Annotated in this window: 12 protein-coding genes; 4 read left to right on the top strand and 8 right to left on the bottom strand. The window is 71.1% G+C overall.

Annotated elements, in window-relative coordinates:
• The first annotated feature begins 130 nt into the window (after positions 1 to 130).
• Together N4G63_RS16235 and N4G63_RS16230 are read left to right on the top strand one after the other, a co-directional pair.
• Complete coding sequence (locus N4G63_RS16235; protein WP_260786728.1) at positions 131 to 820, top strand: beta-ketoacyl synthase chain length factor; 690 nt, start codon at positions 131 to 133, stop codon at positions 818 to 820.
• A gap of 29 nt (positions 821 to 849) precedes the next feature.
• Positions 850 to 2,607 (top strand): NAD(P)/FAD-dependent oxidoreductase, encoded by a 1,758-nt coding sequence (locus N4G63_RS16230; protein WP_260786488.1) that lies wholly within the window; start codon positions 850 to 852, stop codon positions 2,605 to 2,607.
• A gap of 21 nt (positions 2,608 to 2,628) precedes the next feature.
• Here the strand turns inward: N4G63_RS16230 and N4G63_RS16225 are convergent, their stop codons facing one another.
• From N4G63_RS16225 to N4G63_RS16195, 7 genes are all read right to left on the bottom strand, one after another.
• Positions 2,629 to 3,423: an SDR family oxidoreductase gene (locus tag N4G63_RS16225; protein ID WP_260786487.1), complete on the bottom strand. Its 795-nt coding sequence runs from the start codon at positions 3,421 to 3,423 to the stop codon at positions 2,629 to 2,631.
• 20 nt (positions 3,424 to 3,443) lie between these two features.
• Positions 3,444 to 4,520 carry a phosphotransferase gene (locus N4G63_RS16220; RefSeq protein ID WP_260786486.1) on the bottom strand — a complete coding sequence of 359 codons (1,077 nt, stop codon included), beginning with the start codon at positions 4,518 to 4,520 and terminating at the stop codon, positions 3,444 to 3,446.
• A 2-nt stretch (positions 4,521 to 4,522) separates the two neighbouring features.
• Positions 4,523 to 5,701 carry an acetyl-CoA C-acyltransferase gene (locus N4G63_RS16215; protein WP_314599932.1) on the bottom strand — a complete coding sequence of 393 codons (1,179 nt, stop codon included), beginning with the start codon at positions 5,699 to 5,701 and terminating at the stop codon, positions 4,523 to 4,525.
• Positions 5,702 to 5,806: 105 nt separating this feature from the next.
• A complete protein-coding gene (locus N4G63_RS16210) occupies positions 5,807 to 7,900 on the bottom strand; it encodes a 3-hydroxyacyl-CoA dehydrogenase NAD-binding domain-containing protein (protein WP_260786485.1) in 2,094 nt (697 codons plus the stop codon).
• A 224-nt stretch (positions 7,901 to 8,124) separates the two neighbouring features.
• Positions 8,125 to 9,222: a beta/gamma crystallin-related protein gene (locus tag N4G63_RS16205; protein WP_260786484.1), complete on the bottom strand. Its 1,098-nt coding sequence runs from the start codon at positions 9,220 to 9,222 to the stop codon at positions 8,125 to 8,127.
• Between the two features lie 82 nt (positions 9,223 to 9,304).
• Entirely contained in the window at positions 9,305 to 9,880 is a 576-nt protein-coding gene (locus tag N4G63_RS16200; protein ID WP_260786483.1) for a LuxR C-terminal-related transcriptional regulator, read from the bottom strand.
• 149 nt (positions 9,881 to 10,029) lie between these two features.
• The gene (locus N4G63_RS16195) at positions 10,030 to 10,473 is read right to left on the bottom strand and encodes a PaaI family thioesterase (RefSeq protein ID WP_260786482.1); all 444 of its coding nucleotides are present in this window, start codon (positions 10,471 to 10,473) and stop codon (positions 10,030 to 10,032) included.
• 147 nt (positions 10,474 to 10,620) lie between these two features.
• On the opposite strand from N4G63_RS16195, the gene N4G63_RS16190 reads away from it, so the two are divergent.
• Both N4G63_RS16190 and N4G63_RS16185 read left to right on the top strand, forming a co-directional pair.
• A complete protein-coding gene (locus N4G63_RS16190) occupies positions 10,621 to 11,331 on the top strand; it encodes a CoA transferase subunit A (protein ID WP_260786481.1) in 711 nt (236 codons plus the stop codon).
• A gap of 84 nt (positions 11,332 to 11,415) precedes the next feature.
• Positions 11,416 to 12,054, top strand: a complete 639-nt coding sequence (locus N4G63_RS16185) for a 3-oxoacid CoA-transferase subunit B (protein ID WP_260786480.1) — start codon at positions 11,416 to 11,418, stop codon at positions 12,052 to 12,054.
• Positions 12,055 to 12,082: 28 nt separating this feature from the next.
• Here N4G63_RS16185 and N4G63_RS16180 read toward each other — a convergent pair whose 3' ends face one another.
• Positions 12,083 to 13,456, bottom strand: a complete 1,374-nt coding sequence (locus tag N4G63_RS16180) for an HD-GYP domain-containing protein (RefSeq protein WP_260786479.1) — start codon at positions 13,454 to 13,456, stop codon at positions 12,083 to 12,085.
• Between the last annotated feature and the right edge of the window lie 91 nt (positions 13,457 to 13,547).

Here is a 13,547-nt window from a genome sequence, read left to right as displayed (position 1 = left end):
CACGGCCGCGCTGTATGTGGATGCGGTGTCGCTGTGGTCGCCCCTGCTGCCGGGTTGGGACAGCGCCGCGCCGGCCCTGCGCGGCGAGCCGCTGGCCGCCGGCGCCACCGCGGTGCGGCCGGTGCCGCAGATGCTGGCGCCGGCCGAGCGCCGGCGTGCGCCCGACACCGTGGCCCTGGCCCTGGTGGCCGGCGCGGCCGCGGTGGCCGCAGCCGGGGCCGATGCGGCCGCGCTGCCCAGCGTGTTCGTGTCGGCGCATGGCGATCTGGGCGTCAACGACTACATGTGCAGCACGCTGGCGCGCACGCCGCTGCTGCTGTCGCCCACGCGCTTTCACAACTCGGTGCACAACGCGGCCGCCGGTTACTGGACCATGGCCACCGCCTGCCACGAGACCAGCACCGCGCTGACCGCCCATGTGCGCAGCTTTGCCAACGGCCTGCTGGCCGCGGCCACCCAGTGCCAGGCCGATGGGCGCGCCGTGCTGCTGGTGGGCTACGACGTCAACGCCGTGGGCGGACTGGCCTCGGTGACCCACAGCGAAGGCCTGCTGGCCGTGGCCCTGGTGCTGTCGCCGGTGCCCGGCGCGCACAGCGTGGCGCGGCTCGACTGGCAGCTGAACGACGGTGCCGCGCCCGCGCCGGCGCTGCTGTCACCCGCCGCGCAATCGCTGGCCGGCAATGCCATGGCCGATGCCTTGCCCTTGTGCGAATTGTTGGCAAGGGCCACGGCGGCCGGGCCGTCGGTGCACCATGTCAACCTGCCCCTGTCGGCGCAGCAGGCGCTGGCGCTGACCGTGACGCCGCTGCACCCGCAGTGAGCCGCCCGCCCAACCCGAAGCCGCCACTGATGCCCGACGCCCCCGCCCACCCCGACGCCGCCCCCATCAGCCACGCCGCGGACAGCCACGCCACGGACAGCCGCACCGCGCCCGCGCCGCAGGCCGACGCGGCCCGGGCGGCCGGGCAGTGCGACGTGCTGATCATGGGCGGCGGCCTGGCCGGGCTGAGCCTGGCGCTGCAACTGCGCCAGCGCTGCCCCGAGCTCGACATCCTGGTGCTCGAGCGGCGCCAGCACCCGGTGCCGGTGGCCACGCACAAGGTCGGCGAATCGACCGTCGAGCTGGCGGCGCACTACTTTGCCGAGGTGCTGGGCCTGCGTGAGCACCTCGAGCAGCATCAGTTGCGCAAGTTCGGTTTCCGCTTCTTCTTCTCGGACGGGCAGCGCGAGCTGGCCGCGGTCACCGAGGTGGGCGCCAGCGTGGCGCTGCCGATGGTCAGCTACCAGATCGACCGCGGCATCTTCGAGAACATGCTGGCCGAGCGGGTGCAGCAGGCCGGCATCCGCCTGGCCGACTCGGCCCGCGTCACCGCCCTGGCACTGGCCAAGGACGACGGCGAGCACCAGGTCGACTGGCTGCAGGCCGGCCAGACCCACCGCACCCGCTGCCGCTGGGTGATCGACGCCTGCGGCCGTGCCGGCCTGATCAAGCGCCAGAAGGCCCTGGCCCAGCCCAATGGCCACGACTGCCATGCGGTGTGGTTTCGCATGCGGCACCGCATCCGCATCGACGACTGGTCGGACGACCCCGCCTGGCGCGAGCGCTGCACGCCGGCTGAACGCTGGCGCTCGACCAACCACCTGGTCGGGCCGGGCTACTGGGTGTGGCTGATCCCGCTGTCGTCGGGCTCGCATTCGGTGGGCATCGTGGCCGATCCGCGCTGGCATCCGCTGTCGACGATGGACAGCTTCGACAAGGCCATGGACTGGCTGCAGCAGCGCCAGCCGTGCCTGTTCGAGGCGCTGGACGGGCAGCGCGAGACCTTGCAGGACTTCGCCTTCCTGCGCAGCTTCTCCTATGGCTGCAAGCAGGTGTTCTCGGGCGAGCGCTGGGCGCTCACCGGCGAGGCCGGGCTGTTTCTCGACCCCTTCTACTCGCCCGGCAGCGACTTCATCGCCATGGCCAACACCGCCATCACCGAGCTGGTGCTGCGCGAGCGGGCCGGCCACCGCGTGCAGGCCCAGGCCCAGGTGTACGACCAGATCTACCAGTCGGTCTACGAAAGCACGCTGGCGCTCTACCGCGACCAGTACGCGCTGTTCGGCGACCCCGAGGTGCTGCCGGTCAAGGTGATCTGGGACTACAGCTACTACTGGGGCGTGCTGTCGCCGCTGTTCGTGCACGGCCGCCTCACCGATGTGAAGCTGCTGTCGCAGCTGCGCGAGCCGCTGGCGCGCTGCCGGGCCCTGAACACGGCCGTGCAGCAGCTGCTGCGCGAGTGGGGCCGGCTGAGCCCGCGGCGCAACCCGCCGCGCATGCTGGACCAGGCTGCGCTGCCCTGGTTCGTGGCGCTCAATGCCGCGCTGATGGCGCCGCCGGCCGACGACCCGGCCTTCTGCCAGCGCCTGCACCAGGCCGCGCGCATGCTGCAGGAGCTGGCGCTCGAGCTGGCCGACCGGATGCAGCAGACCTGCCCGGCCCCCGACCCCGAGGCGACGGCCGCACTGGCCGCGCTGCGGGCCCTGATCGACGCCGACATCACCGTGCCGGTGCCGCCGCGCCTGTTCGAGGCCGAGCCGGCCCTCGCGGCCGCCGAGCCGGGCTGAGCCTGGCCGGGGCAGGGCGGCTCAGCCGCCCTGCACGGCGCGCGAGCGCGCCTTCACCTTGCGCATGCCGCCCAGCCAGCGGTCGATGTCGGCGGCCTTGTGGCGCACGTAGTCGGCCACCTCGGGGTGCGGCAGGATCAGAAAGCGCTCGGCCTGCATCACCCGCACGATCTCGTCGGCCACCTGCTCGGGCTCGAGCATGCCGTCCTGCAGAAAGCTCTTGCGCTGGCCCTCGGCGCCCATCAGCATCGGCGTGCGCACGCCCTGCGGGCACAGGCAGCTCACGCGCAGGCCCTCGTGGCCATGGTTGATGGCCAGCCACTCGGCAAAGGCCACCGCGCCGTGCTTGGTGACGGCATAGGTGGGCGAATCCACATGCGACAGCAGGCCGGCGGCCGACGCGGTGCTGACGAAGTAGCCCTCGCCGCGCGCCACCATCTGCGGCACCACCGCGCGTGCGGCGTACACATGGGCCATCAGGTTGATGTTCCAGCAGCGCTGCCAGGCCTCGTCGGGGGCCTCCAGGCCACCGGGCAGGGCAATGCCGGCATTGGCAAAAAACACGTCCACGCGGCCGAACCGCGCGGTGGCCTGGGCCACCAGGGCCTGCACCTCGGCCTCCACGCCCACATCGCAGCGCACGGCCTGGGCGGTGGTGTGCCGCACCAGGCTGGCGGCCACGGCGGCGGCGCCGGCCTCGTCGCGGTCGGCCACCACGATGGCCGCCGGCTGCTCCTGCGCAAAACGCCGGCAGGCCGCCGCGCCGATGCCCGACGCGCCACCGGTGACGACGATGACCTTGTCCTTCAGTTCCATGGGGTGCTTCTCCGCAAGGCTCAGAGCGTCTGGGCGAGCTGCCAGGCCTGCTCGGCCAGCGGCCGGGCTCGCTTGCCGGCCTCCAGCGCGCGGGCATTCGAGGCATTGCCCTGCAGCGCGCGCGCCAGGATGCCCTGCAGGATGCCGGCCAGGCGGAACATGTTGAACACCAGGTAGTAGTTCCAGTCGGCCGCGCTCACGCTGCCGGCAGGGCGGCCGGTGCGCTCGAGATAGCGTGCCAGGTAAGCGGCTTCGCTGGGGATGCCGAGCGCGCCCAGATCCACGCCGGCCAGGCCGCGGTTGCCCTCGCCATTGGCCATGTGCCAGGTCATGCAGTGGTAGGCAAAGTCGACCAGCGGATGGCCCAGCGTGCTCAGCTCCCAGTCCAGTACCGCCAGGATGCGCGGCTCGGTGGGGTGGAAGATCACGTTGTCGAAGCGGTAGTCGCCATGCACCACGCGGGTTTCGTCCGCCGCCGGCACGCGCGCCGGCAGCCACTCGATCAGCCGGTTCATGGCCTCCACCGGCTCGGTCTCGGCGGCGCGGTACTGCTGGGTCCAGCGTTCCACCTGCCGCGCCACGTACTGGCCGGGCTTGCCGTAGCTGCCCAGGCCCACGGCCTGCACGTCCACGCTGTGCAGCGCGGCGATCACGCGGCCCAGCTCGTCGTAGTGGGCTGTGCGCTCGGCGGGCGTCATGCCCGGCAGCGCCGGGTCCCACAGCACGCGGCCGTCCACGCAGTCCATCAGGTAGAACATCGAGCCGATCACGGCCGTGTCCTCGCACAGCGCCCAGGGCCTGGCCACCGGCACCGCGGTGCCGTGCAGCGCGCTGATGACCCTGAACTCGCGATCGACCGCATGCGCCGAGGGCAGCAGCTTGCCGGGCGGCTTGCGGCGCAGCACATAACGCTGGCCGCCGGCCGTGACCTGGAAGGTGGGGTTGGACTGCCCACCCTTGAACTGCTCGACCGTCACCGCAGCCTCGAAGCCCGGCACGCGCTGCTCACGCGCCCATGCCGCCAGCGCGGCCACGTCGAATGCGTGTTGGGCAGAGACCGGTTTGGTGCCGGTGAAATGCGCGAACTCGTCAGCCATGCTCAGGCGACTTCAAACAGGCCGGCCGCGCCCTGGCCACCGCCGATGCACATGGTCACCACCACGTACTTGGCGCCGCGGCGCTTGCCTTCGATCAGCGCATGGCCGGTCAGGCGCGCGCCGCTCACGCCGTAGGGGTGGCCCACCGCGATGGCGCCGCCGTTGACGTTGAGCAGTTCGTCGGGGATGCCCAGCTTGTCGCGGCAATACAGCACCTGGCAGGCGAAGGCCTCGTTCAGCTCCCACAGGCCGATGTCGGACACCTTCAGGCCGGCGCGCTGCAGCAGGCGCGGCACGGCGAACACCGGGCCGATGCCCATCTCGTCGGGCTCGCAGCCGGCGATGGCAAAGCCGCGGAAGATGCCCAGCGGCTTGAGGCCGCGCTGCTCGGCCAGCTTGCCGTTCATCACCACCACGGCCGAGGCGCCGTCGCTGAACTGGCTGGCGTTGCCGGCGGTGACGATGCCGCCCGGCAGGGCCGAGCGCAAGCCGCTGATCGACTCGAGCGTGGTGTCGGCACGGATGCCTTCGTCGCTGGCAATCGTGACCTCCTTGCGCGTGAGGCGGCCGCTGGCCTTGTCGACCACGCCCATCAGCGTGGTCATGGGCACGATCTCGTCGGCAAACTTGCCGGCGGCCTGCGCCGCGGCGGCGCGCTGCTGGCTGCGCACGCCGTATTCGTCTTGCGCCAGCTTGGGGATGTTGTAGCGCTGGATCACCTGCTCGGCGGTCTGCAGCATGTTCCAGTACAGCTCGGGCTTGTGCTCGGCCAGCCAGGGGTCCACGCGCATGTGCTTGTTGGCCTCGTTCTGCACGCAGCTGATGCTCTCGACGCCGCCGGCCACGATGGCCGGGCAGCCCTCGGTCATCACGCGCTGGGCGGCCAGCGCAATGCTCTGCAGGCCCGAGGAACAGAAGCGGTTGATCGTGAGGCCGGCGGTGGTGACCGGCAGGCCGGCGCGCAGCGCGATGGCGCGGGCGATGTTGCCGCCGGTGGTGCCCTCGCCGAAGGTGCCGCCCATGATGCAGTCCTCGATCTCGGCCGGATCGAGGCCCGAGCGGGCCACCGCATGCTGCACCGCATGGCCGCCCAGCGTGGCGCCATGGGTCATGTTGAAGGCGCCCTTCCAGCTCTTGGCCAGGCCGGTGCGGGCGGTGGAGACAATGACAGCGTCAATCATGGATGTCCTCGGTGTCTGTCGAAGGGGGCTGGGCCAGCGCCGGGCCGCCCCAAGCGGCCCAGCCCACCCCGCGGGGGTGGTCGCGGTATTCCGCGACCGGGGGCGTCAGCTGAACGTCTTGCCTTCGGCCGCCAGCTTGGCGAGCAGCGGCGCGGGCTGCCACGACGGATCGGCCCCCGGCTCGGCGGCAAAGCGCTTGAGCGCACGCACCACGTTGGCCAGGCCCACGGTGTCGGCATACAGCATCGGGCCGCCGCGCTGGGCGGGGTGGCCGTAGCCGTTGAGGTAGACCAGGTCGATGTCGGAGGCGCGGGCGGCAATGCCTTCTTCGAGGATGCGTGCGCCCTCGTTGACCAGCGCGTAGATGCAGCGCTCGACGATCTCGTCGTCGCCCACCTTGCGCGGCGTGATGCCGTTGGCGGCGCGGTACTCGGTGATCAACGCTTCGGTCACCGGATCGGGGATCGGGTCGCGCTGGCCGGCCTCGTAGCGGTACCAGCCGGCGCCGGTCTTCTGGCCGTAGCGGCCGGCCTCGCAGAGCTTGTCGGCCACGATGGGCTTCATCTCCACACCGGCCTCGGCGGCCTTGCGCTTGCGCGTGGCCCAGCCGATGTCCAGGCCGGCCAGATCGCCCATGCGGAACGGGCCCATGGCCAGGCCGTAACCTTGCTGCAGGGCCTTGTCGACCTGCTGCGGCAGCGCACCGGCATTGACCAGGCTCTGTGCGGCGGCGCCATAGCGCGCCAGCATGCGGTTGCCGATGAAGCCATCGCACACGCCCGAGACGATGGCCACCTTCTTGATCTTCTTGGCCAGCGCCATGCTGGTGGCCAGCACATCGTTCGCCGTGGCGGCGCCGCGCACCACCTCCAGCAGGCGCATCACGTTGGCCGGGCTGAAGAAGTGCAGGCCGATCACGTCTTGCGGGCGCTGGGTGAACTGCGCGATCTTGTCGACGTTGAGGTAGCTGGTGTTGCTGGCCAGGATGGCGCCGGGCTTGCACACCTCGTCAAGCGTGCGGAACACGGTTTCCTTGACGCCCATGTCCTCGAACACGGCCTCGATCACCAGATCCACATCGGCCAGGCCCTCGTAGCCCAGCGTGGGCGTGATCAGCGCCATGCGCTGTTCCACCTGCTCGGGCTTGAGCTTGCCCTTCTTCATCGAGTTGTCGTAGTTCTTGCGGATGGTGGCGATGCCGCGGTCCAGCGCCTCCTGTTTCATCTCGAGCAGCACCACCGGGATGCCGGCGTTCAGGAAGTTCATCGTGATGCCGCCACCCATGGTGCCGGCGCCGATGACGCCCACCTTGGCGATGGTGCGCAGCGGCGTGTCCTCCGGCACGTCGGGGATCTTGGCGGCGGCGCGCTCGGCGGTGAACACATGGCGCAGCGCGCGGCTCTCGGGCGTGGCCATCAGGCCCAGGAAGATGTCGCGCTCGAGCCGCAGGCCCTCGTCGAAGCCCTTGCTGGCCGACAGCGCCACCGCCTCCACGCACTTCAGCGGTGCCGGCCAGCCCTTGGCGGTGGCGGCCACGGTGTTGCGGGCGAACTGCAGCCAGGCCTCGGCCTGCGGGTCCTTGAGCTTCAGGTCGCGGGCGCGCTTGAGCGGCTTGCCTTCGGCCACGGCCTGCTCGGCGAAGGCGAGTGCGGCCGCCACCACATCGCCGTCGGTCACGGCGTCGAACAGCGGCGTGCCCTCGAACTGCGCGGCCTTGACGCTGGCCCCCGAGACGATCAGGTTCAGCGCCGCCTCCAGGCCCACCAGGCGTGGCAGGCGCTGCGTGCCGCCGGCGCCGGGGATCAGGCCCAGCTTGACCTCGGGCAGGGCAATCTGCGCATCGCGCTGCGCCACGCGAAAGTGCGCGCCGAGCGCCAGCTCGAGCCCGCCGCCCATGCACACGCCGGCGACCGCCGCCACCACCGGCTTGGGCGAGTTCTCGAGCGCGGCAATCACCACCGGCAGGCGCGGCTCCATGCCGGCCTTGGGCGTGCCGAACTCCTTGACATCGGCACCGCCCGAGAAGGCGCGCGCCGTGCCGGTGAGCACGATGGCCTGCACGGCCGGATCGGCCAGCGCCTGGTCGAGCGCATCGACGATGCCGGTGCGCAGGGCCAGGCCCAGGCCGTTGATCGGCGGGTGGTCGAGCGTGATCAGCGCGGTGGCGCCGCGCAGCTCATAGCGGGTGGGGGTCGACATGCTCGGGTCTCCATGGAATCGGTGCACGAAACGCGGGCGCGCCTGGCGGCCGCCACGCCTGTCTGCAAGCCATTCTGCATGGCGATACCCGATGGCCCCGTCACGCGTGAGTCACGCGGCACCTAGAGAGAACCCGCAGCCGCCCGAGCGGTCTGCTGCATGCCGATCAGCGGAATACGGCCGCCGCGCGGGTGCCCGGCGGCGGTGGCCGCCGCGGCCCCGGCTTACCAGCCCTGCGCGCGCCGGAAGCTGGCCATCGCCGCATCGGCGCGGCGCAGCTGCTCGGGCGTGCAGTTGGCCAGCTGGCGCCAGCGCCGGCCGCTGGCGGCGTAGTACACGATGCAGTTGTCGCGGAACACGACCTCGGCCTCGCGGTTGTTGCCGGCAAAGATCTCGGGCGCCGACTCTTCGCGCAGCAGGCCGCCCGGTGGCCGCGGGCGGCTCCAGGGGTGGGTGTGCTCGGGGCGGTCGAGGCCTTGGTCGGCGCGGTAGCGGCTCATGCTCTCGTCGGCGCGGCGGATCTGGCGGCCATCGCAGGACGGCAGGTTTTGCAGGCGCTGGCCGGCCGGGTTGTAGTACACCACGCAGCCATTGCTGAAGGTGGCGCGGCCATAGCGCTGGATGCCCAGCGTGATTTCGGGTACCGAGCCGTCGTCGTTGTGCCAGCCGCCATTGGGCCGGCCACCGCCCCAGGCCGGCGGCCCGCTGCTGGGCCGCAGCGACGACACGGCGTCGTTCAGGCCCTGGTCGCGCAGCTGGGTGTAGCGGCCCGGGCCCAGCGTGACGCAGCGGCCGCGAAAGTCGGCGTCGCTGCACAGATCCCAGCGGCCGCTGCGGATCAAGACCGACGAGGCGCGGTCGTTGAAGTCGCGCCGCGCCAGATCGACCACCGGGCTGTTGCTGCCCAGGCGCTGGCCTTCGAGGTCATCGTGCTCGTAGAGCTCGATGGCATCGCCACGGCCGGCCCAGCCGCCGCCCCAATCGCCCAGTTCGCGCACCGACGAGACGCTGTCGTTCAGGCCCACGCCGCGCAGCGAGGGGTAGCTGCCGGCCGACAAGGTGATGCACTGGCCGCGAAACTCGGCATCGGTGCACAGCTGCCAGCGGCCGCTGCGCACCACGGCCGACGAGGCGCGGTCGTTGAAACCCTCGGCGGCCAGGTCGGGCGTGCTGCGCGCGCGGGTGCTGAACTGGCGGCCGCCGTAGTCGTCGTGCTCGTAGAGCACCAGCTCGGCATGGGCAGCGGCCTGCAGGCCGGCCAGGGCGATCAGTGCCAGCAGGCGGCGCGCGCCGCGCAGGGCAGTTGGGTGGCGGAGGTTCATGCCCGTCTAACGCCCGATGCGGGGGCCGCGATGACAGGGGCTGGCCGCCCTGGGCCCGCGCAGCAGCGGCCGTTGCAGCGGCTCAGCCGCTCAGCAGCTTGTGCACCAGCTCGGGCGTGGTGGCCGCGCCGGCCTTGCGCATCAGCCGGGCGCGGTACACGTCCACCGTGCGCGGGCTGATCTCGAGCCGCTTGCCGATCTGCTTGCTGGTGAGGCCCTCGATCAGCAGCGCGGCGATCTCGCGCTCGCGTGGCGTGAAGTCGAGCTTGAGCTTGCGGCGTGCGCTGAGGTCTTCAAAGGCCCAGATGCCGGCCGCGTGCGGTGCCGCCGGATCGAGCGCACGCCCGCTCACATGGCACCAGAACAGCTCGCCCCGCGCCGCGCCGCCGTACACCGAGCCCACGCGCTTCATCACCCGCTCGTCGGCGTACCAGCCCTGGGCATCGAGCGCGGCCACGATGCGCGCGCCGGTGCGCTCGAACTCGTCGGGCGAGGGGTACAGCATCTCGAAGCTCTGGCCCACCAGCTGCTCGCGCTCGGCGCCAAACATCGCCAGCAGCTGGCGGTTGCAGTCGACGATCTGGCGCTGGCGGCTGAGCACCAGGCCGATCGGCGCCAGGTCGAAGGCGGTGCGGTAGTCGAGCGGCAGGTCGGGCATGGGCAGGGCTTGAACAATGGGTCGCGCGCCAGCGCGGGCGGGGCGGCCGATGGGCGGCTGAACGTGCCGGGCCGTGTCGGGCGTTGTCGGGCCGTGTCGGGCGTTGTCGGGCCGTGTCGGGACGAGTCGGGGCCGGGCCGGGCGCGAACCTACAGCAGGGCGCAGGTGGTGGTGGCGTGCGCGGCCAGGCGGCCTTGGGCATCCAACAGCTCGATCTCGCCGAACACCAGGCTCTTGCCGGCGCGCAGCACGCGGGCCACCACCTGGGCCTCGCCGGCGGTCGCGGTCTGGCTGCCGGGGATGGGGCGCAGAAAGCTGGTTTGCAGCTGCACCGTGGTCATCGGCCTGAAGCCGCCCAGCTGGCTGCTGGCAGCCAGCACCATGGCGGTGTCGGCGGCCGCCATCAGGGTCTGGCCGCACAGCACCTGGCCGGCGTGCACATGCCGCGGCGTGACCGGCAGCGCCAGCGTCACCGCGCCACGGCGGGTGTGCAGCACGCGCAGCTGCAGCTCCTGCACCCACGGGGCAAACAGCTCGCTCAGCAGGGTCTGCAGCGCGGCTGCGTCCAGCTCGGGGGTGGGGTCTTGGCTCATGGTGGGCAGTGTCTCCAGGCGTGGGCGGTGCGGGCTCGGGCATGTTCCGTAAGCGATCTTACGTAACACCTACGTAATGCCATACGTAGTACGCTTTGCGCCGAATTTGCTTCCACCACTCCTGCCCATTTGCGGAGCATCCACCCCATGAACAAGATCTACCCCAGCGCGGCGGCGGCCCTGGCCGGCATCGTGCGCGACGGCCAGTTGCTGGCCGTGGGCGGTTTCGGCCTGTGCGGCATCCCCGAGGCGCTGATCGAGGCGCTCAAGGACAGCGGCGCCAAGGACCTCACCGTCATCTCCAACAACGCCGGCGTTGATGGCTTCGGCCTGGGCAAGCTGCTCGAGACGCGCCAGATCCGCAAGATGATCAGCAGCTACGTGGGCGAGAACAAGGAGTTCGAGCGCCAGTACCTGGCCAAGGAGCTGGAGCTGGAGTTCACGCCCCAGGGCACGCTGGCCGAGCGCCTGCGCGCCGGCGGCGCAGGCATTCCGGCCTTCTTCACGCGCACCGGCGTGGGCACGCTGGTGGCCGAGGGCAAGGAGCAGCGCGAGTTCGACGGCCACACCTATGTGATGGAGCGTGCCCTGGTGCCCGATGTGGCGCTGGGCAAGGCCTGGAAGGCCGACAAGAGCGGCAACCTGATCTTCCGGCGCACCGCGCGCAACTTCAACCCGGCGGCCATCATGGCCGGCAAGATCAGCGTGGTGGAGGTGGAGGAGATCGTCGAGACCGGCAGCTTCGACCCCGACGCGGTGCACCTGCCCGGCATCTACGTGCACCGCCTGGTGCTCAATGCCACGCCCGAGAAGCGCATCGAGAAGCGCACCACCAAGCAAAACCCGAAGGGAGTTTGAACATGATGCCCCCACGTTCATTTCATTCACTGCCCCCCGAGGGGGCGCATGCCTCCTTTGAGGCGGCTCGGCAGGAGGCTTGACATGGCCTGGACCCACGACGAAATGGCCGCCCGCGCGGCCAAGGAACTGCAGGACGGCTTCTACGTGAACCTGGGCATCGGCCTGCCCACGCTGGTGGCCAACTTCGTGTCGCCCGACATCGAGGTGTGGCTGCAGAGCGAGAACGGCATGATGGGCATCGGCGCCTTCCCCGACGAGAGCGAGGTCGACCCCGACCTGATCAACGCCGGCAAGCAGACCGTGACCACGCTGCCCGGCAGCAGCATTTTCGGCAGCCACGACAGCTTCGCGATGATCCGCGGCGGCAAGATCAACCTCAGCATCCTGGGCGCCATGCAGGTCAGCGAGAAGGGTGACCTGGCCAACTGGATGATCCCCGGCAAGATGGTCAAGGGCATGGGCGGCGCGATGGACCTGGTGGCCGGCGTGAAGAGCGTGGTGGTGCTGATGGAGCACGTGGCACGCAAGAAGGACGGCGGCTTCGACCTGAAGATCCTGCCCGCCTGCACCCTGCCGCTCACCGGCGTGGGCGTGGTCGACCGCATCATCACCGACCTGGCGGTGCTCGATGTCACCCCGCACGGCCTGAAGGTGGTGGAGATGGCGCCGGGCGTCACCCGCGACGAGCTGCAAAGCAAGACCGGCGTGGCGCTGCAGTGACGCCACCCGCGCGCTGACCCGTGCAGGGTCAGCGCGTGGTGGCCAGCCAGTCGTCGATCTCCTGCCACAGCGGGGCCAGCGCAGGGTGCACCAGCAGCTCGGCCTCGGTCTCGGGCCACAGGCAGTCGCGGCGCAGGCTTTGCAGGCGGTGGCGCAGTTCGCGCCGCGCCAGTCCGTGCAGCACCACGGTCTCGCTGGCGGCCTCGGCGTCGCTGGCCTCGGGTGTCATCTCGGCCGGCAGCCACAGGCCCATCGCATGGCCGGCCAGGCGCAGCCGGCTCAGGCGGTGGCGCGCCCGGCCCGCCACGCGGGCGGCCGCAGCGTCGCGGTGGCCGGCCAAAGCATCCACCAGCCGCAACAGCTGGTCGAGCAACTGGCCCAGCGCCGTCATCTCTTCGGCCAGCGTCAACACCCCCGTGGGCGCCGGCTCGGGCGTCAGTGGCACGGCGGTCATCTGGGTGCGGGCCCAGCGCACCAGCGGCCCGTAGGCGGTGTGGTTGAGTTCGCCGCCCACGAAGCGCAGCACAAAGTCGAGCCGGCGTGCAAAGCGTGCGGCCTCCACCTCGGCATCGCAGGGCTCGGCGGCATGGCGCATCTGGGCCGCATGGCCGGTGGCCAGGCCCAGCGCCACCTCCACCACCGCAATCAACTGGCCCAGCGGGCTGAGCTGGGCCGCCTGGGCCTGCGCCGGGTAGCCGCTGCCGTCCAGGCGCTCATGGTGCTCGGCCACCGCCTGGCACACCGCGGGCGGCGCGCCGGCCAGATGGCGCAGCAGCAGCGCGCCGACCTGCGGGTGTGCGGCCAGGTGCCGAAACTCGGCCGGCAGCAGCGGGCGCTTGAGGCCCTGGTAGGCCGGGTTGAGGTAGAAGTCGCCGATGTCATGCAGCAGGCCGGCATGCAGCGCATCCACCAGTCCCTGCGGCGTGGGCTGGCGCTTCGGGGCCAGCGCGCAGGTCAGGGCGCCGGCCAGCGCCATGGCCCGCACGGCATGCGAGAAGGTGTCGGGCTGCAGGCGGTGGGTGGTGGTCAGCAGCAGCTGCACCACCGGCGGCAGCGGCAGCGAGGCCACGGCCGGGGTCAGCGGCGCGGCCAGCGGCGCCACAAAACGCGCCAGCGGCTCGGGCCCGTCGACAAAGCGGTACAGCTCGCGCACCAGGTGGTCGTGCGTCACGCCGTCCACCACGCGCAGGCTGGTCTCGAGCGGATGGCGCAGCTTGCGGTCGATCAGCTGCTGGTGCAGCCGCGGCGTGATGCTCAGGTTGGCGGCCAGCAGCTTGATGCCGTGGTCATCGACGATGTCGCGCGCGGCGACGATCTCGGTCGACTCCGCGGCCTGCAGGATGCTGGCCAGGGCGAAAGGATTGCTGGGAAATCCATTGTCGGGCGGCGACGTAGACGACATTCCGACTTTGCGGGTACTTCAATAAGGGTTGATGCTAGCCCAGGCTGGGGGCGAGTTCATGCGTCTGTGAAAAAGTTCCAGGGTTTCGTCA

Source organism: Aquabacterium sp. OR-4 (assembly GCF_025290835.2).
Taxonomy (GTDB): domain Bacteria; phylum Pseudomonadota; class Gammaproteobacteria; order Burkholderiales; family Burkholderiaceae_C; genus Pseudaquabacterium.
This window is presented reverse-complemented; position numbering and strand designations above follow the sequence as displayed.

Excerpts from the sequence above, each read along its gene's own strand:
- N4G63_RS16235 (WP_260786728.1), top strand. The coding sequence starts at position 131 with ATGCTGGCGCCGGCCGAGCGCCGGCGTGCGCCCGACACCGTGGCCCTG.
- N4G63_RS16230 (WP_260786488.1), top strand. The coding sequence starts at position 850 with ATGCCCGACGCCCCCGCCCACCCCGACGCCGCCCCCATCAGCCACGCC.
- N4G63_RS16225 (WP_260786487.1), bottom strand. The coding sequence starts at position 3,423 with ATGGAACTGAAGGACAAGGTCATCGTCGTCACCGGTGGCGCGTCGGGC.
- N4G63_RS16220 (WP_260786486.1), bottom strand. The coding sequence starts at position 4,520 with ATGGCTGACGAGTTCGCGCATTTCACCGGCACCAAACCGGTCTCTGCC.
- N4G63_RS16215 (WP_314599932.1), bottom strand. The coding sequence starts at position 5,701 with ATGATTGACGCTGTCATTGTCTCCACCGCCCGCACCGGCCTGGCCAAG.
- N4G63_RS16210 (WP_260786485.1), bottom strand. The coding sequence starts at position 7,900 with ATGTCGACCCCCACCCGCTATGAGCTGCGCGGCGCCACCGCGCTGATC.
- N4G63_RS16205 (WP_260786484.1), bottom strand. The coding sequence starts at position 9,222 with ATGAACCTCCGCCACCCAACTGCCCTGCGCGGCGCGCGCCGCCTGCTG.
- N4G63_RS16200 (WP_260786483.1), bottom strand. The coding sequence starts at position 9,880 with ATGCCCGACCTGCCGCTCGACTACCGCACCGCCTTCGACCTGGCGCCG.
- N4G63_RS16195 (WP_260786482.1), bottom strand. The coding sequence starts at position 10,473 with ATGAGCCAAGACCCCACCCCCGAGCTGGACGCAGCCGCGCTGCAGACC.
- N4G63_RS16190 (WP_260786481.1), top strand. The coding sequence starts at position 10,621 with ATGAACAAGATCTACCCCAGCGCGGCGGCGGCCCTGGCCGGCATCGTG.
- N4G63_RS16185 (WP_260786480.1), top strand. The coding sequence starts at position 11,416 with ATGGCCTGGACCCACGACGAAATGGCCGCCCGCGCGGCCAAGGAACTG.
- N4G63_RS16180 (WP_260786479.1), bottom strand. The coding sequence starts at position 13,456 with ATGTCGTCTACGTCGCCGCCCGACAATGGATTTCCCAGCAATCCTTTC.